An 18,635-nucleotide genomic window follows, 5' to 3' on the forward strand; every position below is an offset into this window, starting at 1 on the left:
CACCGGCTGTTATTTCATCTGCTGATATTTCTGCGCGTTGGGCACGTCCATCTGGGCCAGCAGTTCGGCGGCCCTCATTTTTTCCTGTGGCATGGCCTTGGAAAATATCTTTTGCAGTTCATCGGCTTTGGCGGAGTAAAATGTCTGCATCAACATCGAGTTGGGTATGTCCTGATGAATGGCATACAGCAGGTTGAGGCAGTTCATAATCGACGCGCGACCCCTGTTCACGTCTTCGTACATAACGTCCAGACCGTTACGGTGGTACTGGTACATCACATCATGGAAGTTGAGGAACTTGGCATTCAGGAGGTTGTCCTGCAGCCAGTAGCGGTTACGGTTTCCTTCGTACGCTTTCCATCCGGAGATGTCCTTTCCGTCCGGTGCGTTATTAACGATATTCAGTGCTTTTTTGAAATAGGCATCGCCACCGCGGGGAGAGAAGGAATCATAATCGAGTCCGAGGATGATATTCACATAATAGGCCATGATGGCGGTGAGATTGGACGCCATCGGGTCGTTGCCTACCACGCGGGTGTCGCTGAATTCCAGCTGTTGGAATTCCACGTAACGGAAAGCCACGTTATTGTCCTGCGTATTCAGCAGGCTCGTCACGTAGCTGCTGTTAAATACCGGGCGGGTGGCCTGTATGGTGAGGGACGCCTTGTACATATTTTCCCCGATGGCACCGGTGATATTAAGCAGGAAGTTACACTCGATCCTTTCCGCCGGCGTAAACGCATCGTCTGTCCAGTGGCGGTTGTTCAGGAATTCCCTGAGGGCGGTCTGCAGCGTGGTAAACACTTTCCGGTCCACACCCTGGACCTGGTTGGCCACAACGGTCACATTAGCCCTGATCTCCTGCGCCTGCAGGCAGTTGGCCATGAAAACGAATATACCTGCCAGCAGCAGGGCGAAGCGGAAACAGTTACGCATGTTGCAGTTCAATTATGGCGGAAACAATATCCCGGGCTACTTCCTGTTTGGATTTGAGGGGGATGTCACGTTCTTTTCCCTTGTTGTCGAACAGGGTCACCTTATTGGTATCGTGGTTGAATCCTGCGCCCGGATCGGCGAGGGAGTTCATCACGATCATATCCAGATTTTTGTCGCGCAGTTTTTTCAGTGCGTACTCCCTTTCGTTGTTGGTTTCCAGGGAGAAGCCCACCAGCAGTTGCTGCGGACCTTTATTATTACCCAGTGTGCGGAGGATGTCGTGTGTTTTTTCGAGGGCGATACTGAATTTGTCCTCTCCTTTTTTGATTTTCTTATCCGCCACCTGGGTGGGACGGTAGTCTGCCACGGCAGCGGCGGCCACTACAATGTCGGACAGCGGGTATACGGCGATCACGCTGCGGAACATGTCTTCGGCAGACTGTACCGGGATGATCTGGATACCGCTGTGGTGAGTGGTCTGGTTGGTAGGTCCCAGCACCAGTTTCACCTGGGCGCCGGCATCGGCGAGGGCTTCGGCGATGGCGATGCCCATTTTACCGCTGGAATGGTTACTGATATATCTGACAGGGTCGATATGTTCGATGGTGGGGCCGGCGGTCACGACGGCTATTTTGCCGTTGAGCGGTTTGCGGGCGCCGGCGGCCACGCTGAAGTGGCGGCGCAGCAGGGCGACGATATTTTCCGGTTCCGCCATGCGTCCTTCACCGACGAGGCCGCTGGCAAGTTCTCCGGCGGTGACCGGTATCTGGGTATGGCCATATTCCCGGAGGCGGGCCACATTGGCACGGGTGGCGGGATGTTTCCACATGTCTTCGTCCATGGCCGGTGCGTAGAGTACCGGGCAGGTGGCGGAGAGATAGGTGGCCATCAGGAGGTTATCGCACAGGCCGTTGGCCATTTTGGCGATGGTATTGGCGGAGGCCGGGGCAATCAGCATGACGTCGGCCCAGCGGCCCAGCATGACGTGGTTGTTCCAGCTGTTATGGTCGCTGATATGGAGGGGAACTTCGTGTTTGGAGAGGGTGGCGAGGGTCAGCGGCGTGATAAAGTCGGCCGCTGCGGGTGTCATGACCACCTTTACGGACGCACCTTCCTTCACGAGCAGACGGGTGAGGGTGGCGGCTTTATAGGCGGCGATGCTGCCGGAGACGCCTAACAGGATTTTCTTTCCTTGTAATATTTTGATATCGTCCATAGATATAAAAAAAGCGGCAGAATTGAATCTGCCGCCATGAAATTAATGTTTTTATTTTTCGCAATCACGCACCTCACAAAATAATGTGTGGCGGCTTAGCTGAACAGGTCGTCGTCGTTCTTGCGGAAATAAATTTTATTGTCCAGGAATTCCTGCGTGGCCTGGATAGCAGGATTTGCCAGCCTTTCATAAAAGCGGGAAATCTCGATCTGCTCCTTGTTTTCGTGTACTTCTTCGAGGTTGTCAGTATGGCTGGCAAACTCTTCCAGCTTGGAATGGAGCTCCTCTTTCACGGAAATATTGATCTGATTGGCGCGTTTGGCTATCACGGCAATAGACTCATATAAATTACCGGTCCTGTTCTTAATATCGGTAGTATTTTTGGTTTCTACCCAGGGATTAAGACTACTGGTTAGACTTCTCTTTATTTTGCTCATTTTCCAGTGATTTAATGTTGTTTTGCGCTAAGGTATAAAATTTTTCGGCATCCGCCTTCAATTTGCTGTTGGGATAGTGGTCTGCGAAGTCCATGTATTCGGTGACCACTGTCTCATAGCGTTCCTTTTGTTTTTCTTCTATGCTGTTTTTAGCATAGTTGTAGTAGGCGCGGATGGCCATTATCTTGTAGCTGTCGCTTTTGTCAGAGTCGGGGTAGCTGCGCATCAGGTTTTTGAAGGCGATGCCCGCCGCTTTGTAAAAGCCCAGGTTGTAGTACAGTTCGGCGCTGTTGAACTCCTTGAGTTCCAGCTTCCTGCGGCAGAGTTCGATCACCAGGTTGGCTTCCGGTACTTTTTCCGCCTGCGGGTAGTTGTTGATGAAAGTCTGCATCTGGGCGATGGCCTTCATGGTATTGGTCTGGTCCAGTGACACCTTGGGGGATTGTTTGTAATAGCAGTAAGCCTGCATATAGTCAATTTCCACCGCTCTGGGGCTGTTGGGGAATACATCGAGGTAGTTTTTGAAGTGAAAAGCTGCCTGAACATAATCCTTCACGTAGTAGGAACAGTATGCGTAGTTGTAATACAGGCCTTCGAATTTTTCAGTGCCTTTGTACACCTGTAAAAGGTCCTGATAAAGTGTCTGCGCCGTGTTGTATTTTTTCTTCTGGTATAATTTGTCAGCATACGCCAGCTTCTTTTCGAAGTTGTTGCTTTTTTCGATTCTTCTCAGTTCGTTATTACAGGAAGAAGCGACCACGATCAGCGCAAGGACACTGGTATACAATAAAAATTTCCGCATAAAAGAGTGGCAAAATTAAGAATTAAATGTAAATGTAAGGCGAAGAGATTTTCATTGCTGTTAAAATTTTGCAAAAGAGGCCGTCAAATCGCTGAATCCGGGCATTTTACCGAAGAAATGATTCCTTTTGCCGCTTACCTGCCGAAAATAAAAAACCAGCTGACAATGTCAAAAAAAATCTGGAACAAAAGTGTCGGATTATAATTAAATACCATTTATAAAAGCGGTTTCATCCCGCCGGCTGAAAAAAAGCAGCAGTTGTTTTATACCCTTCAATGTCAATACTGGTGTGTTTTTCACAGGTTATAAACACGATATTAACACTACCCAAAGCCTTATCCACACAATCCCGCTTCCCGGGCGCAAAAAAGGGGGATAAAGACAGTCCAAACCCTCTCTGTTGCGGTATATGCTCTTGTGGAAAAAATTTATAAAGTATTTTTTCGTTAAAAAGTGGGAAAAAGTGTTATTTTGTGTTAGAAAATGGTTTTTCAAGTATTTTGCCCCATGGTATGACAGGTTTTCTAGGCGAATATGAGGCTACGCTGGACGCAAAAGGACGTTTTCTGCTACCTGCCGGATTCAAAAAGCAGTTGTCAGAGACCGCCGGGGGCCAGTTTGTCATCAACCGAGGCTTTGAAAAATGTTTGTCATTGTATCCCATGAACGAGTGGCAGCCCATTTTCGAACGTATCAGCAAGCTGAACGATTTTGACCCGAAAGTGCGGGAATTTAGGCGCTACTTCCTCAACGGAGCCACCATTCTGGAACTGGATAGCGCGGGAAGACTGCTGGTACCGAAAAACCTGCTGTCGTACGCAAATATGGAAAAAGACATTGTGCTGGCAGCAGCATCCAATAAAATCGAGATCTGGGATAAAGGTAAATACCAGGAGTTCTTTGAAAATTTCTCACCAGGGGCCTTCAGTGATCTGGCTCAACAGGTAATGGGAGGAGGAGACAACAACATATCAATTTAAACTGGAGCAATATGGGCGAACAACAATATCACCTACCCGTTCTGCTGCAGGAGACAACGGAGCTGTTACACATTAACCCCGAAGGGACCTATGTGGACGCCACGTTTGGAGGCGGAGGACATTCCCGGGCCATACTGGAGAAACTGGGCGAAAAAGGACAACTGATCGTATTTGATCAGGATGAGGATGCATACAATAACAGGATCATCGATGACCGCGTAACATTTGTACAACAAAATTTCCGGCACCTGCAACGTTTTCTGAAATTACACAAAGCGGAACAGGTAGACGGCATACTGGCGGACCTGGGCGTGTCTTCACACCAGTTCGATACCGCCGACAGAGGATTCAGCATCCGGTTTAACGGCGACATGGACATGCGGATGGATACCCGGACAACCCTCACTGCGGCCCAGATTCTGGCCACCTGGGGCGAAGCCCGGTTACAACTCCTCTTCCAGGAATACGGAGAAGTGACCAACGCCAAAACCCTGGCACAAACCATTGTACGGCAAAGAAAAACACACCCCATGCGCACCATCGCGGAATTTAAATCCGTGATCCAGCCCATCGTAAAAGGCAACCCGCAGAAATACCTCGCACAGGTGTTTCAGGCACTCCGGATAGCCGTCAACGATGAACTGGGCGCCCTAAAAGATTTGCTTACCCAATCCGCCAATGCGCTGAAACCGGGAGGCAGGCTCGCCATCATCACCTTCCACTCGCTGGAAGACAGACTGGTAAAGAATTTTATGAAGACAGGCAGTTTCGAGGAAGCACCGGAAGATCCGTTTGGAAAGGAAACACCCCCTAAATTGTTCAGATTAATCACAAAAAAACCGGTGACCGCCAGCGATGCAGAATTAAAGCTTAACAGCAGATCGAGAAGCGCAAAACTGCGGGTGGCCGAAAAAACAGCATGATACTGCCGTACGCCGTATCATCCAGCTCCTATCCTATCCTATACACATCTGTTGTGATTTGCTTTCAGTTTTATATTGTCAATTTATTAAAAAGGCATAGCGCGTGTTGCAGGAAGAAGTTATAGAAACAAACCAGGAAGAAGAACCCGCCGGTACCGAAAGTACACCGGCAAAAGAACCGAAAAGGGAATGGCGGCTGCGTATCAACTACAGAGCGTTGGTACAAAACCTCCCCTATATCGGTTTCCTCGCCGTGCTGGCACTGGTCTATATCGCTAACAGCCACCTCGCCGAAAAAAAAATACGCCGCATTAATCAGCTTGGCAAAGAAATAAAAGAACTTAAGTGGGAATATATCAACGTGAAGAGTGAGCTCATGTTTCGCAGTAAAATGAGTGAAGTCAGCAAATCTGTAGAGCAACTGGGCCTCAAACAACTCAGTTCCCCTCCACAGAAAATAGTGCTGAAAAAGGAAAACGAAAAATGACATGAATACTGGTACCTGATGCTGCCCGCCTGAAACTATTACAGGACGGGGATGCTGGTAAAATAAAATGGCAAGCATCACCTATAAATCGCAGCCAGTGTCAGGTATCTTTTTATAGCTCTAGGCCCATAGCTTTTAGCCTTAGTCGCTTTCCCGGCAACTAAAACCCTGGAAGTTATCCGCTAAAAGCATAAAGCTAAACAGCTGGAACGTGGACGTAAAAAAAGACATATTGTGGCGTGTGTATCTGTGCCTGATCGGCATGGCGCTCTTCGGCGTCGCCATCCTGGTCAAGGTCTTTTACATCCAGAACGTGAAAGGCAACTACTGGCGCAATATGGCCGACAGTCTGCATACCGGCTACGTAGCCCTCGACGCGGAAAGAGGCACCATCTATTCGGAGGAAGGCAGAATGCTGTCTACCTCCATCCCGTATTTTGACATACGGATCGACTTCGCCGCCGATGGCCTGCGGGATAAAAAAGGGAAAGTGTTCCGGGAAAATCTCGACTCCCTCTCCCTCTGCCTCTCCCAGATGTTCGGCGACCGCAGCAAAGCAGGATACGCACAAATGCTGCAGGAAGGTTACAAAACAAAGGACCGCTATTTTCTCCTGAAAAGAAACGTACCCTTTAACCAGTACCAGCAAATGCGCGCCTTCCCCATGTTCCGGCTCGGCAAAAACAAAGGCGGCATGATCGCGGAAAGCAAAAGCAAACGCATCAACCCCTTTAAACTCCTGGCCAACAGGACCATCGGGCTGCCCCGCGAAAACTCGCAAAGCGTAGGCCTGGAAAGGACCTATAACGAATACCTGAAAGGGGTGACGGGCAAAAGGCTCATGCGCCGCATCGCAGGCGGAACATACGTTCCCGTGGAAGGATATGACATCGAACCGGAAAACGGCCGCGATATCGTTACCACCCTCGACGTGAACATGCAGGACATCGTGGAAACAGCCCTCATGAACATGATGGTGCAAAACGAAGCCGCCCACGGTACCTGTATCCTTATGGAAGTGAAGACAGGTAAAATCAAAGCAATCGCCAACCTGGGCAGACAACCCGACGGCAGCTACTGGGAAGACATGAACTACGCACTGCAGGTAGGTGAACCAGGTTCCACCTTTAAACTGGCCACCGTCATCTCTGTGCTGGAAGATAAATTCGCCACCATGAACACGATGGTCAACATGGACGGCGGACGCTGGCAGGTAGGACGCAGAACGGTATTCGATTCCGAACCGCATCCCGGCCCCCAGAACGTGACCATCAAACACGCATTTGAGCTCAGCTCAAATGTGGCAATGGCTAAACTGGCCGTCCAACACTATGGCAGACAGCCCAACAAGTTCGTGGCACACCTGAAAAGACTCAGGATGGACCAGAACACGGGCATCGACTTAGTGGGGGAAGGCCATCCGGTGATTAAAACCACCAGCTCCAAAACATGGAGCAACACTTCACTACCCTGGATGGCATTCGGGTATGAAGTGCTGATAAGCCCGCTGCAGACCTGTATGCTGTACAATGCAGTGGCCAACAACGGTAAAATGATGAAACCCTACCTCGTCAATTCCGTACAGGAATATGGCCAGGTAGTTAAACAGTTTGAGCCTACCGTACTGCTGGACAGCATCTGCTCCAACAGTACCCTGAAACAGGTACAGGCCATGCTCGAAGGAGTGGCAATAGACGGCACCGCCAGGAAACTGCGCAACCCCTATTACAACTTCGCAGCTAAAACCGGTACCGCCCTGGTGGCCAACGGCAGCCGCGGTTATGCCGACAAGATCTACCAATCCTCATTTGCAGGGTACTTCCCTGCCAATGACCCGCAGTACACCTGCGTAGTGGTGATCAAAAACAAACCGCACGCCCTGCGCTTTTACGGCGCAAATGTGGCAGGGCCTGTATTCCGCGAAGTGGCTGATAAACTCTATGCCATCGCTGTGGAAAAACAGAAACCCATGCAGGCAAACGTACAACTGGACACCCTCCTGGCCCTGAAAAACGGGAAAGGCGGCGAATGGAAACAGATACTCAATACCCTGCAGATGCCCATAAACGGCACCATCGCCGGCAACAGCTGGGTAAGCCCCAGCGTGAGCAACAGGAAGGTCACCTTCCAGTCACTCACCCAGGCGAAAGGCGCCGTGCCCAATGTAACAGGCATGGGGCTTAAAGATGCGCTGTACCTGCTCGAAAACGCAGGACTGCGCGTAGTCATAAAAGGCGCCGGTAAAGTGAAAACACAATCACTGCCCGGCGGCACTAAAATAGGAACCGAACAAACGATCGTAATAGAACTGAGCTAGATGAAGACGCTGCGCGACATATTATACAATGTAGGCATCAGGGCCGTACACGGGAATACCGACATCCCCGTGAACGCACCCGCCATTGATTCCAGGTCCGTCGGACCCGGCGATGCCTTCATTGCCGTGAAAGGAGTACATACCGATGGCCATCAGTATATCGATAAAGCCATCGCACAAGGCGCCGCGGCCATCATCTGCGAAACCCTGCCGGAAATACTCCTCGACACGGTCACCTATGTACAGGCGGATAACAGCGCCACGGCAAGTGGTATCATGGCAGGCAACTTCTATGATAACCCTTCCCACAAACTGCAGCTGGTAGGCGTTACCGGCACCAACGGTAAAACCACCATCGCCACCATCCTGTTCCGTTTGTTCTCCCAGCTGGGCTACCACTGCGGACTGCTGTCCACCGTGCAAAACCAGATAGGCGATACCGTTATACCATCTACCCATACCACCCCGGACCCCATCAGCCTCAACGCACTGCTGGCCCGGATGGTGGAAGAAGGATGCCTGTACGCCTTCATGGAAGTAAGCTCCCACGCCATCCATCAGCAACGGATCGCGGGACTGAAATTCGCCGGAGGCATCTTCAGCAATATCACCCACGACCACCTGGACTATCACAAAACATTTGATGAATACATCCGGGTTAAAAAATCGTTCTTTGACAGCCTGCCGGCTTCGGCCTTTGTCCTCACCAACCTCGATGATAAAAGAGGCATGGTGATGCTGCAAAACACCAAAGCCCGCAAAGCCACCTATAGCCTGCGTACACTGGCCGATTTCAAAGGAAAAATCCTGGAGAACAACCTCACCGGGCTGATCATGCAGGTAGGCGACACAGAAGTGCACTTCCGCCTGATCGGTGAGTTCAACGCCTATAACCTGCTGGCAGTATACGGCGCAGCCGTATTACTCGGACAGGACAAAGCCACGGTACTGCGCGCCCTCAGCAATACACAAGGCGCGGAAGGCCGCTTCGAGTATATCGTGTCTGCACATGACCAGATCATCGCAATCGTGGACTACGCCCACACCCCCGATGCCCTGAAAAATGTGCTGGCCACCATCAAAAACCTGCGCAAAGGACATGAACAGGTGATCACGGTAGTAGGCTGCGGCGGCGACCGCGATACGGCGAAAAGGCCCGTCATGGCGGCAGTAGCCACAGACAGCAGCGACCGGGTGATCTTCACCTCCGATAATCCCCGCTCCGAAGATCCGGACGCGATTATCCGCGAAATGGAAGCCGGCGTGCCGGTACACCAGAAAAAAAGAGTGATCTCCATTACCGACCGCAGGGAAGCGATCAAAACCGCTGTCACCCTCGCCGGAAAAGAAGACATCATCCTCGTGGCCGGAAAAGGACACGAAAAATACCAGGAAATCAAAGGGGTGAAACATCCCTTCGATGATAAACAAGTGCTGGAAGAAGTAATGAGGCTGCTCGACAAATAATTTAAACGGAACGAAACTAAATACTTAATAACTCAATGACTTAACAGCCCCCCATCCAAATGAGGCGGACGGGAAGGCTCCGACTAAAACATATGTTATATTATTTTTTAAATTACCTGAAAACAGAATTCAAGATCAGCATCATCGGTGGTGGTATGTTCCAGTTTATCACCTTCCGTGTAACGATGGCCCTGCTGCTGTCGCTGGTCATCTCCCTGTTGTTGGGTAAACGTATCATCAAATTCCTGCAGCGCAAACAAATCGGTGAAACGATCCGCGAGCTGGGCCTTCAGGGTGAAAACACCAAGAAGGGCACCCCCACCATGGGCGGCCTCATTATCCTCGCGGCCATCATCATCCCCACCCTGCTGTTTGCGCAGGTGGCCAACGTGTACATCTGGCTGGTGCTTCTCTGTACCGTATGGTTAGGCCTCATCGGTTTCGTAGACGACTATATCAAAGTATTCAAAAAGAACAAGGAAGGGCTGGCGGGCCGCTTTAAAATACTCGGACAGATAGGACTGGGCCTCATCGTAGGCACCACCCTCTACTTCAATAACGATGTGGTGGTATCACGCGAGCTGATGAACACCCAGAAACTGGCGCCCTACGAAAGACGCCTCACCAATCACCCTGAAAGAGTGACCCGCGACGGACAACGGTTTGCCGATGTAAAAACACCCATCACCACCATCCCGTTTGTCAAGAACCACGAATTCAACTACGCCAAACTGATCTCGTGGATCCCCGGCGCAGAGAAATACACGTTCATCGTCTACATCCTGATCGTCATCTTTATCATTACCGCCGTGTCCAACGGCGCAAACATAACGGACGGACTGGACGGGCTGGCCACAGGGGTGTCGGGTATCATAGGAATATGTCTCGGCATTTTTGCTTATGTATCAGGTAACATCCAGTTTGCGGAGTACCTCAATATCATGTACATCCCCAACCTTGGTGAACTGTCCATCTTCATTGCTGCCTTTGTAGGCGCCTGCGTGGGCTTCCTCTGGTACAACGCCTACCCCGCACAGGTGTTCATGGGCGATACCGGCAGCCTGGCGCTGGGGGGTATCATCGCAGCACTGGCGTTTATCGTACGCAAAGAACTGCTGATACCTATCTTCTGTGGCGTATTCCTCGTAGAGCTCCTGTCAGTAATGCTGCAGGTGTCCTACTTCAAATACACCAAGAAAAAATACGGTGAAGGCCGGCGCATCCTGAAAATGTCGCCCCTGCATCACCACTATCAGAAACTCGGTTATCACGAAAGTAAAATTTCCGTACGCTTCTGGATCATCACCATCATGTGTGTGGTATTTACGATCGCAACACTGAAAATGAGATAACAAAAAAAACAAAAAACTAACAACGAAGTATATACGAAATGGCGCATAAACTCATCATATTAGGAGCAGGAGAAAGCGGGATAGGAGCAGCCTTGCTGGGCAAACAGCAGGGGTATGATGTTTTTGTGTCCGAAGGCGGCACTATCAAAGACAACTATAAACAGGAACTGGCGGTAAACCATATTCCTTTCGAAGAAGGCCATCACTCCTGGGATGTTATACTGGGCGCAGACGAGATCGTCAAAAGTCCGGGTATCCCCGAAAAAACAGAGCTGATGAAAAAAGTACGCGAAAAAGGCGTAGTTGTCATCTCCGAAATTGAACTGGCCTACCGTTTTTCAAAAGGTAAAAAGATTATTGCCATCACCGGCAGCAACGGCAAAAGCACCACCACCGCCCTCACCTACCACCTTTTCAAAACGGCAGGACTGGACGTGGCCATGGTCGGCAATATTGGCGTTAGTTATGCCAGGCAGGTAGCAACCGCACCAGCGGAGTATTATGTGATTGAAATCAGCAGCTTTCAGCTGGATGACATCGTGGAATTCAAGCCCAACGTGGCCATCCTGCTCAACATTACGCCTGATCACCTGGACCGGTACGACTACAAAATGGAAAATTATGTAGCCTCCAAGTTCAGGATCGCGATGAACCAGACAAAAGAAGACTATTTCGTCTACTGTATGGATGATCCGGAGATCATGCAGCATTTGGCGCAGCAACCCATTTATTCAACATTAATACCTTTTACCATCATGAAACCACTGAAAGAAGGCGGATCTATCGCCAACGAGCAGTTGCAAATACTGGTTGACGGAGAGCCGGTCATCATGTCGATGTATGACCTGGCGCTAAAAGGGAAACACAATCTGTATAATTCGATGGCAGCAGCAATTGCAGGCAGAACCATGGATATTAGAAAGGAAAAAATCCGCGAAAGCCTGGCTTCTTTCAAAAGCCTCGAACACCGGATGGAATATGTGACAACCGTAAAAGGCGTGGATTTTATCAATGATAGCAAAGCTACCAATGTAAACTCCGTGTGGTTCGCCCTCGAAAGCATCGAAAAGCCCATTGTACTGATCATGGGCGGTGTGGACAAAGGCAACGACTACTCCGCTATCCGCGACCTGGTGAAAGAAAAAGTAAAAGCCATTATTTGTATGGGTGTGGACAACACACCGATCATTGATGCGTTATCAAAAGATACACCTGTCATGATCAGCACATCCGGCATGATGGACGCGGTACGCGAAGCCTACGCCCACGCTACCAAAGGAGACGTGGTCATGCTCTCCCCCGCCTGCGCCAGCTTCGACCTGTTTAAAAATTACGAAGACAGGGGCCGGAAATTCAAAGAAGCGGTGAAAGCATTGTAAACACCGGATTGCAGGTAAAAGGGTTGAATAACGGAAACGAAAAAACGAAATTATTAACAATATGAACGGATTGCTCTATAGAACAAAAGGCGATAAGGTCATCTGGACGATAGTTATCTTTCTATCGCTGGTGAGCCTGCTGGCTGTGTATAGCGCAACCGGCTCGCTCGCCTACCGCGAACGGGGCGGCCATACGGAGTATTATCTCCTGAAGCAGCTCGTCGTACTCGGCATGGGCCTGGTGATCATCTACTTTGCACACCGGGTAAACTATACCATTTACTCGCGCGTGGCACAGGTAGGCTTCCTGGTATCGATACCGCTGCTCATTTATACGCTGGCATTCGGTTCGCATATCAACGACGCCAGCAGATGGATACGGCTGCCGATCATCAATCTGACATTCCAGACATCGGACGTAGCCAAACTGGCCATCTTCATGTATGTCAGCCGCCAGTTGTCCAGAAGGCAGCATGTGATCAACGATTTTAAGAAAGGGTTTCTGCCCATCATCATACCAGTAGGCATTATCTGCGTACTCATTATGCCGGCCAATATGAGCACGGCTTTGCTGTTAATGGCCAGCTGTATGCTGCTCTGTTTCATTGGCAGGGTGCCGGTAAGGTTCCTCGCCGGCATGGTGGCAGCGGGAGCGCTGGCGATCGTACTGATGTTTGCCATCGCGAAAATCTCCGGTATGGAGATGCGTACCAAAACCTGGGAAAAGCGGTTGGACAGCTTCGTGAACGACGACCATACAGAAGTGCCCTACCAGGTGCAGCAGGCCAACATCGCCATCGCGGGCGGCGGTATACTCGGGAAAGGCCCCGGCAACAGTACACAACGTAACTTTCTGCCGCATGCCTACTCCGACTATATCTACGCTACCATCATCGAAGAATACGGACTGATGGGCGCTTTCCTGATACTGGCGGCTTACATGCTGCTGCTGCTGCGCTGCATCCGGATCTACAAAAAATGTCCGTATGCGTTTGGCGCCTTCCTGGCGCTGGGACTCAGCGTAACACTGGTGATACAGGCGCTGACCAACATGGCGGTAAACGTACAGCTGTTCCCCGTAACAGGGTTGCCGCTGCCGCTGGTCAGCATGGGTGGATCTTCCGTCCTCTTCACCAGTATGGCCATCGGTATTATCCTGAGCGTGGCCCGCAATGTGGAGGAAATGGAAGGAAAACAGGCAGAAAAAGAAAGACTGGAACGCGTCATGGCGGCCAATGCAGAAAACGCTGCGGTGGCTTAATGCGTATCTATATAAAAAAAGAGACAGACAATCAATCGTAACTGAAGGACATGCAACGCAAAGTGATTATAGCAGGTGGCGGCACGGGAGGACATATCTTCCCGGCGATAGCGATTGCCAATGCGTTGAAAAAAATCCAGCCGGATATTGACATCCTCTTTGTGGGCGCCGTCGGTAAAATGGAAATGGAAAAAGTACCGCAGGCGGGCTATCCCATCAAAGGACTGGAAATAGCCGGTTTTAACCGCAGCAATATTTTTAAAAACATACTGCTGCCTTTCAAAATCTGGAAAAGTCTCCGGCAGGCTAAAAACATCCTCGCCGAATTCAAACCGGATGCAGTCGTGGGTGTTGGCGGTTATGCCAGCTTCCCCATGCTGAGAAGGGCACAGAAAAATGGTATTCCGACGCTCATACAGGAACAGAATTCCTTTGCAGGCAAAACCAACAAAATACTGGGTAAAAAAGCAAAGAAAATCTGCGTGGCTTATGATGGCATGGACAAATTTTTCCCGGCAGACAAGATTGTTTTCACCGGCAATCCTGTCAGGAACAACATCACCCAATCCGCCGTCACCAAAGAAGACGCCCTGCAACACTTTGGACTGAGCAGTCAGAAACAAACCATCTTCGCGGTAGGCGGCAGCCTGGGCGCCAAATCGATCAACGAAGCGTTGCAGCCGTTGCTGCCCACGCTGGTGCAGAAAGACCTGCAGCTGATCTGGCAAACCGGCAAACCGTACTACGAAACCGCGAAAGCGGCGGCAGCGCCCTACAGCAGCCATATCAAAGTACACGAGTTCATCAACGTGATGGACTTTGCCTACAAAGCTGCAGATGTGGTGCTCTCCCGCGCAGGCGCACTGGCCATCGCAGAACTCTGCGTGGTGAAAAAGCCGGTCATCTTTGTGCCGTACCCTTTTGCAGCGGAAGACCATCAGACTTCCAACGCCATGAACCTGGTGAACAAAAAGGCGGGGCTGATGATCAAAAACGACGAAGTGGGCGCACAGCTCTCCGGCGTGTTGTTCAGCCTTCTGCAAAACAGGGCGCTGATGGAACAACTGGAGAAAAATATCGGCGAACTGGGCAATCCCAACGCGGATATGGTGATCGCAAAAGAAGTAATGAGCATTTTTTGATTTAGATATTAGGGATTAAGGATTCATATGGATTTGAACAACATACAACGGGTTTATTTCATCGGCATCGGCGGTATCGGCATGAGCGCCATCGCCCGCTTCTTCAATGAGAAAGGAGTGGCAGTCAGCGGCTATGACCGTACCTCCACCCCGCTCACAAAGCAGCTGGAAGCCGAAGGTATGCAGATCCATTATACAGACGATATTAACGCAGCAGACCGGGAAGCTAACCTGGTCGTATATACGCCGGCCATCCCGGCCACCCATGAAGAACTGAAATGGTACCGGGACAATGGCTTTGAAGTAGTGAAACGCAGCGATGTACTACAGGAAATCACCCGTTCGCTCTTCGCTATTACCGTAGCAGGCACCCATGGTAAAACCACCGTTTCCACCATGATCGCGCATCTGCTGACGGACAGCGGTTATGGTTGCAACGCTTTTCTCGGTGGCATCAGTGTGAACTACGACAGGAATTTCTGGAGCAGCGACAAGGCGGTAGCGGTGATCGAAGCAGATGAATACGATCGCTCTTTTCTGAAATTAAGTCCGGATATCGCTGTCCTGACTGCCATGGATGCAGACCACCTGGACATTTACGGCACACCGGAAGCTATGGAAGAAGCATTTATCACATATACGCACAATATAAAGCCCAATGGCACGCTGATTGCTAAGTTCGGCCTGCATCGCGGAAATGAGCTGAAGGCAGACAACAAACTGCTGTACAGTTTACAAAACGATGCCGCCAATGCATACGCTGCCAACATCCGGATGATCAACGGCGGATATGAGTTTGATGTGATGCAGCAAGACTGGATGATCGACAATATCCGGATGCATATTGGCGGTATGCACAATGTGGAAAACGCAGTAGCGGCTATTACCGTAGCACATCTGCTGGGCATCGACGCAGCAAAGATCAGAGCGGCGGTAGAAAGTTTCAAAGGCATCAAAAGGCGCTTTGAATATGTGATCAAAAACGATCACCAGGTGTATATCGATGACTACGCCCATCACCCGGAAGAACTGCGCGCGCTGATCACCAGTGCAAAGGCATTGTTCCCCGGCAGGCGCTGCACCGTGATATTCCAGCCGCACCTGTTCACCCGCACCCGTGACCTGGCGGAGGGTTTCGCAGAAAGCCTCTCCCTGGCGGACGAAGTGATACTGCTGCCTATCTACCCGGCGAGGGAGCTGCCTATCGAAGGGGTGACCAGCGATATCCTGGCAGCGAAGATCACCGTACCGGTGCAGATCATGCAAAAAGAAGAAGTACTGGACTGGCTGAAGAAAACACCCGTCCCGTTATTGATAACAGCCGGAGCAGGCGACATTGACCAGTTAAAAGGACCGATCAGTCAACTGCTTCACTAAAAAGAAAAATTTTGGCTAAAACCACGACGATATTAAAAAGACTGGGCGCGCTGCTCCTCTGGGTGACAGCGGTGACGGGCTTTATTATCCTCCTGGTGGCGGCCAATAACGACAAGGAATCAGGTGTCTGTAAAGGTATTCAGGTGAAGTTTGAAGGGAAGGACGATAACTTCTTCATTGAAGCCAAGGATATCCGGTCATTGTTGACGAAAGACAAGGCGCTGAACCCGGTGGGCAAGCCGATCCGGGATATCAACATCCGTACCCTGGAAGCAGTGGCAGACCAGGACCCCTGGGTGAAAAATGCAGAGATCTATTTCAACAGCAAACAGGAACTGCATATAAAAGTAACACAGCGGGAACCGGTAGCCAGAGTGTTTACCTTTTCGGGCAACAGCTTTTACCTCGACGAAGCAGCAGAGCGTATACCGGTATCCTCCCGGTACGCCGCCAGGGTACCGGTGTTTACCGGCTTTCCCACAGACGCGGACAAGCTGCAACGGACAGACAGCCTGCTGGCCGCACAGATAGTGGACATGGGCCGTTTTATCGGCAAAGACGCTTTCTGGATGGCGCAGGTAGAACAGCTGATGATCACCACCGACCGTAAGTTTGAGTTCATTCCCAAACTGGGCGACCAGGTGATCGTGTTCGGAGAAGGCGCCGATATTGAAAAAAAATTCACCAAACTGCTGGCTTTTTACAAGGAAGGACTGAATAAGGTAGGTTGGAATAATTATTCGCGCATCAACATCGCTTTTGAGAATGAAGTCGTATGTACGCGTAAGGATGGTGTACCACCGCTACAACCGGCGATACCCAAAGATACGGTCAGACAGCTGGTAGCAGACGAGCCGCCCATTGCAGAGAGTGAAGACAGCGCGGAGAAAACAACGGCAGTCAAACCACCGGAACATCCAACGGTGGCCGCCAAACCAGCCGAAAAACCGGCAGCCAGAACAGTGGTAAAACCTGCGGCTGCCCACAAAGACAAAGCAACGGCAAAAGCGCCCGCGAAAAAAACAAAAACGGAAAAAGCGACGCCGCCGAAGCAACAACCTAAAGCAGTGTATAAGCCAGGGAATAAATCTGTTAACACATCAAAAAAACAAACAACGCCATGAATCAGGAAGCTCCCATCATTGTAGGTCTCGATATCGGAACTACGAAGATTGCTGCCATAGCAGGACGGAAGAATGAATACGGGAAACTGGAAATCCTGGGATTCGGTAAAGCTACATCGTTTGGTGTGCAGCACGGTATGGTGCTGAACATTGACCAGACGATTAAAGCTATCAGGCAAGCCCTGGAAAACTGTTATGCTTCCAGCCCCCACCTGGAAATCAATGAAGTATATGTCGGCATCGCCGGTCATCATATCAAAAGTTTGCAAACCCGTGGCGATATCGTCCGCAATGATGTTGAGGCGGAAATATCCCAGAAAGATATCGACCAGCTGATCAACGATCAATATAAAACCGTTATCCCTGCGAGCGATCAGATCATCGATGTGATCCCGCAACAATATATTGTGGACAGCCTGCAGAACATCACCTATCCCATCGGTATGTCCGGAGTGAAGGTGGGTGCAAACTTCCATATTATCACCGGCGACAAGAACGCCATCCGCAATATTAACCGCAGCGTGGAGAAGTCCGGCCTTAAGATCCGCGACCTCGTGCTGCAGCCGCTGGCATCTGCCGCAGCAGTTATGTGCGATATGGACTTCGAAGCAGGAGTAGCCATTGTAGACATTGGTGGTGGTACCACCGACCTGGCGGTGTTCTACGAAGGCATCCTCAAGCACACAGCCGTTATTCCCTATGGTGGCGAGAACATTACCAACGATATCAAAAACGGTCTCGGTGTGCTGAAAACACAGGCCGAACAGATGAAGGTACAATTCGGTTATGCACTGGCCGATGAAGCGAAAAGCAACGCCTATATCACTATTCCCGGTTTACGCGGACAGAGCCCCAAAGAAATCTCCGTGAAAAACCTGGCGCATATTATTCAGGCCCGTATGAGTGAAATACTCGATTTCGTAGTATATCACCTCAAACAAATCGGTATGGACAATAAGATGCTGAATGGTGGTATTATCCTCACCGGTGGCGGTTCCCAGCTGAAACACCTGATCCAGCTGACCGAGTACACTACCGGCGCCAGCGCACGCATCGGTTTCCCCAACGAACACCTGGCCAGCGGCCTGTTCGACGAAGAATTGACCAAACCCATGTACGCCACCTGCGTAGGATTGATCCTCAAAGGCTACAACGATTATGAAAATGATCGTAAAACACTGGAAGAAAATTACATAAAAATTAATACCAGTTACCTCGCGAAAGAACAAGCCGCTCAGTCGGTAGCCCAACAGGAAGAAGAATGGGTAGAAGAAACACCCAGCACCCAGGAAATCCAGGACAGAAAAGCCAAAGAAAGGAACGCTTCCCTGAAGAATTTCCTGGATAAAATGAAAACGAAGATCATTGACATGTTTACAGAAGAAGAAGACGCAAAACTGTAAATGTGAAATGGCGCAATTGTTGTGAACTGCAA

General features: G+C 50.3%; 16 protein-coding genes. 12 read left to right on the plus strand and 4 right to left on the minus strand.

Annotation, left to right across the window (positions count from 1 at the left end; all coding sequences use genetic code 11):
* Positions 1–9 precede the first annotated feature (9 nt).
* From porD to B5D63_RS10895, 4 genes are all read right to left on the minus strand, one after another.
* On the minus strand, positions 10–936 hold the full coding sequence (gene porD / locus B5D63_RS10880) for a type IX secretion system protein PorD (protein ID WP_078668841.1): 927 nt from the start codon (positions 934–936) through the stop codon (positions 10–12).
* A complete protein-coding gene (coaBC, locus tag B5D63_RS10885) occupies positions 929–2,152 on the minus strand; it encodes a bifunctional phosphopantothenoylcysteine decarboxylase/phosphopantothenate--cysteine ligase CoaBC (protein WP_235021513.1) in 1,224 nt (407 codons plus the stop codon). The genes porD and coaBC overlap by 8 nt, the downstream gene beginning before the upstream one ends.
* A 95-nt stretch (positions 2,153–2,247) precedes the next feature.
* Positions 2,248–2,589, minus strand: coding sequence for a DNA-directed RNA polymerase subunit omega (locus B5D63_RS10890; protein ID WP_078668842.1), 342 nt, complete (start codon positions 2,587–2,589; stop codon positions 2,248–2,250).
* Positions 2,558–3,391 carry an outer membrane protein assembly factor BamD gene (locus B5D63_RS10895; protein ID WP_078668843.1) on the minus strand — a complete coding sequence of 278 codons (834 nt, stop codon included), beginning with the start codon at positions 3,389–3,391 and terminating at the stop codon, positions 2,558–2,560. Before B5D63_RS10895 ends, B5D63_RS10890 begins: the two co-directional genes overlap by 32 nt.
* Before the next feature lie 512 nt (positions 3,392–3,903).
* On the opposite strand from B5D63_RS10895, the gene mraZ reads away from it, so the two are divergent.
* The 12 genes from mraZ to ftsA all read left to right on the plus strand — a co-directional run bounded on the left by mraZ (position 3,904) and on the right by ftsA (position 18,603).
* Positions 3,904–4,371 (plus strand): division/cell wall cluster transcriptional repressor MraZ, encoded by a 468-nt coding sequence (mraZ, locus tag B5D63_RS10900; RefSeq protein WP_078668844.1) that lies wholly within the window; start codon positions 3,904–3,906, stop codon positions 4,369–4,371.
* Positions 4,372–4,382: 11 nt separating this feature from the next.
* Positions 4,383–5,294: a 16S rRNA (cytosine(1402)-N(4))-methyltransferase RsmH gene (gene rsmH / locus B5D63_RS10905; RefSeq protein ID WP_078668845.1), complete on the plus strand. Its 912-nt coding sequence runs from the start codon at positions 4,383–4,385 to the stop codon at positions 5,292–5,294.
* A gap of 103 nt (positions 5,295–5,397) precedes the next feature.
* A complete protein-coding gene (locus tag B5D63_RS10910; RefSeq protein WP_235021514.1) occupies positions 5,398–5,781 on the plus strand; it encodes an FtsL-like putative cell division protein in 384 nt (127 codons plus the stop codon).
* 211 nt (positions 5,782–5,992) lie between these two features.
* Positions 5,993–8,098 (plus strand): penicillin-binding protein, encoded by a 2,106-nt coding sequence (locus B5D63_RS10915; protein ID WP_078668846.1) that lies wholly within the window; start codon positions 5,993–5,995, stop codon positions 8,096–8,098.
* Positions 8,099–9,565 (plus strand): UDP-N-acetylmuramoyl-L-alanyl-D-glutamate--2,6-diaminopimelate ligase, encoded by a 1,467-nt coding sequence (locus B5D63_RS10920; RefSeq protein WP_078668847.1) that lies wholly within the window; start codon positions 8,099–8,101, stop codon positions 9,563–9,565. It begins immediately after the preceding gene.
* A gap of 92 nt (positions 9,566–9,657) precedes the next feature.
* Entirely contained in the window at positions 9,658–10,917 is a 1,260-nt protein-coding gene (gene mraY / locus B5D63_RS10925; RefSeq protein ID WP_078668848.1) for a phospho-N-acetylmuramoyl-pentapeptide-transferase, read from the plus strand.
* A gap of 38 nt (positions 10,918–10,955) precedes the next feature.
* The gene (murD, locus tag B5D63_RS10930) at positions 10,956–12,296 is read left to right on the plus strand and encodes a UDP-N-acetylmuramoyl-L-alanine--D-glutamate ligase (protein WP_078668849.1); all 1,341 of its coding nucleotides are present in this window, start codon (positions 10,956–10,958) and stop codon (positions 12,294–12,296) included.
* 61 nt (positions 12,297–12,357) lie between these two features.
* Entirely contained in the window at positions 12,358–13,557 is a 1,200-nt protein-coding gene (locus B5D63_RS10935) for an FtsW/RodA/SpoVE family cell cycle protein (protein WP_078668850.1), read from the plus strand.
* Positions 13,558–13,607: 50 nt separating this feature from the next.
* Positions 13,608–14,699, plus strand: a complete 1,092-nt coding sequence (murG, locus tag B5D63_RS10940; protein ID WP_078668851.1) for an undecaprenyldiphospho-muramoylpentapeptide beta-N-acetylglucosaminyltransferase — start codon at positions 13,608–13,610, stop codon at positions 14,697–14,699.
* Positions 14,700–14,726: 27 nt separating this feature from the next.
* Complete coding sequence (gene murC / locus B5D63_RS10945; protein WP_078668852.1) at positions 14,727–16,076, plus strand: UDP-N-acetylmuramate--L-alanine ligase; 1,350 nt, start codon at positions 14,727–14,729, stop codon at positions 16,074–16,076.
* A gap of 11 nt (positions 16,077–16,087) precedes the next feature.
* The gene (locus B5D63_RS10950) at positions 16,088–17,200 is read left to right on the plus strand and encodes a cell division protein FtsQ/DivIB (RefSeq protein ID WP_078668853.1); all 1,113 of its coding nucleotides are present in this window, start codon (positions 16,088–16,090) and stop codon (positions 17,198–17,200) included.
* Positions 17,197–18,603, plus strand: coding sequence for a cell division protein FtsA (gene ftsA, locus B5D63_RS10955; protein WP_078668854.1), 1,407 nt, complete (start codon positions 17,197–17,199; stop codon positions 18,601–18,603). Before B5D63_RS10950 ends, ftsA begins: the two co-directional genes overlap by 4 nt.
* The last annotated feature ends 32 nt before the right edge of the window (positions 18,604–18,635 follow it).

The sequence above is a fragment of the Chitinophaga eiseniae genome (assembly GCF_900167135.1).
Classification (GTDB): Bacteria; Bacteroidota; Bacteroidia; order Chitinophagales; family Chitinophagaceae; genus Chitinophaga; species Chitinophaga eiseniae.

Excerpts from the sequence above, each read along its gene's own strand:
- porD (WP_078668841.1), bottom strand. The coding sequence starts at position 936 with ATGCGTAACTGTTTCCGCTTCGCCCTGCTGCTGGCAGGTATATTCGTT.
- coaBC (WP_235021513.1), bottom strand. The coding sequence starts at position 2,152 with ATGGACGATATCAAAATATTACAAGGAAAGAAAATCCTGTTAGGCGTC.
- B5D63_RS10890 (WP_078668842.1), bottom strand. The coding sequence starts at position 2,589 with ATGAGCAAAATAAAGAGAAGTCTAACCAGTAGTCTTAATCCCTGGGTA.
- B5D63_RS10895 (WP_078668843.1), bottom strand. The coding sequence starts at position 3,391 with ATGCGGAAATTTTTATTGTATACCAGTGTCCTTGCGCTGATCGTGGTC.
- mraZ (WP_078668844.1), top strand. The coding sequence starts at position 3,904 with ATGACAGGTTTTCTAGGCGAATATGAGGCTACGCTGGACGCAAAAGGA.
- rsmH (WP_078668845.1), top strand. The coding sequence starts at position 4,383 with ATGGGCGAACAACAATATCACCTACCCGTTCTGCTGCAGGAGACAACG.
- B5D63_RS10920 (WP_078668847.1), top strand. The coding sequence starts at position 8,099 with ATGAAGACGCTGCGCGACATATTATACAATGTAGGCATCAGGGCCGTA.
- mraY (WP_078668848.1), top strand. The coding sequence starts at position 9,658 with ATGTTATATTATTTTTTAAATTACCTGAAAACAGAATTCAAGATCAGC.
- murD (WP_078668849.1), top strand. The coding sequence starts at position 10,956 with ATGGCGCATAAACTCATCATATTAGGAGCAGGAGAAAGCGGGATAGGA.
- B5D63_RS10935 (WP_078668850.1), top strand. The coding sequence starts at position 12,358 with ATGAACGGATTGCTCTATAGAACAAAAGGCGATAAGGTCATCTGGACG.
- murG (WP_078668851.1), top strand. The coding sequence starts at position 13,608 with ATGCAACGCAAAGTGATTATAGCAGGTGGCGGCACGGGAGGACATATC.
- murC (WP_078668852.1), top strand. The coding sequence starts at position 14,727 with ATGGATTTGAACAACATACAACGGGTTTATTTCATCGGCATCGGCGGT.
- ftsA (WP_078668854.1), top strand. The coding sequence starts at position 17,197 with ATGAATCAGGAAGCTCCCATCATTGTAGGTCTCGATATCGGAACTACG.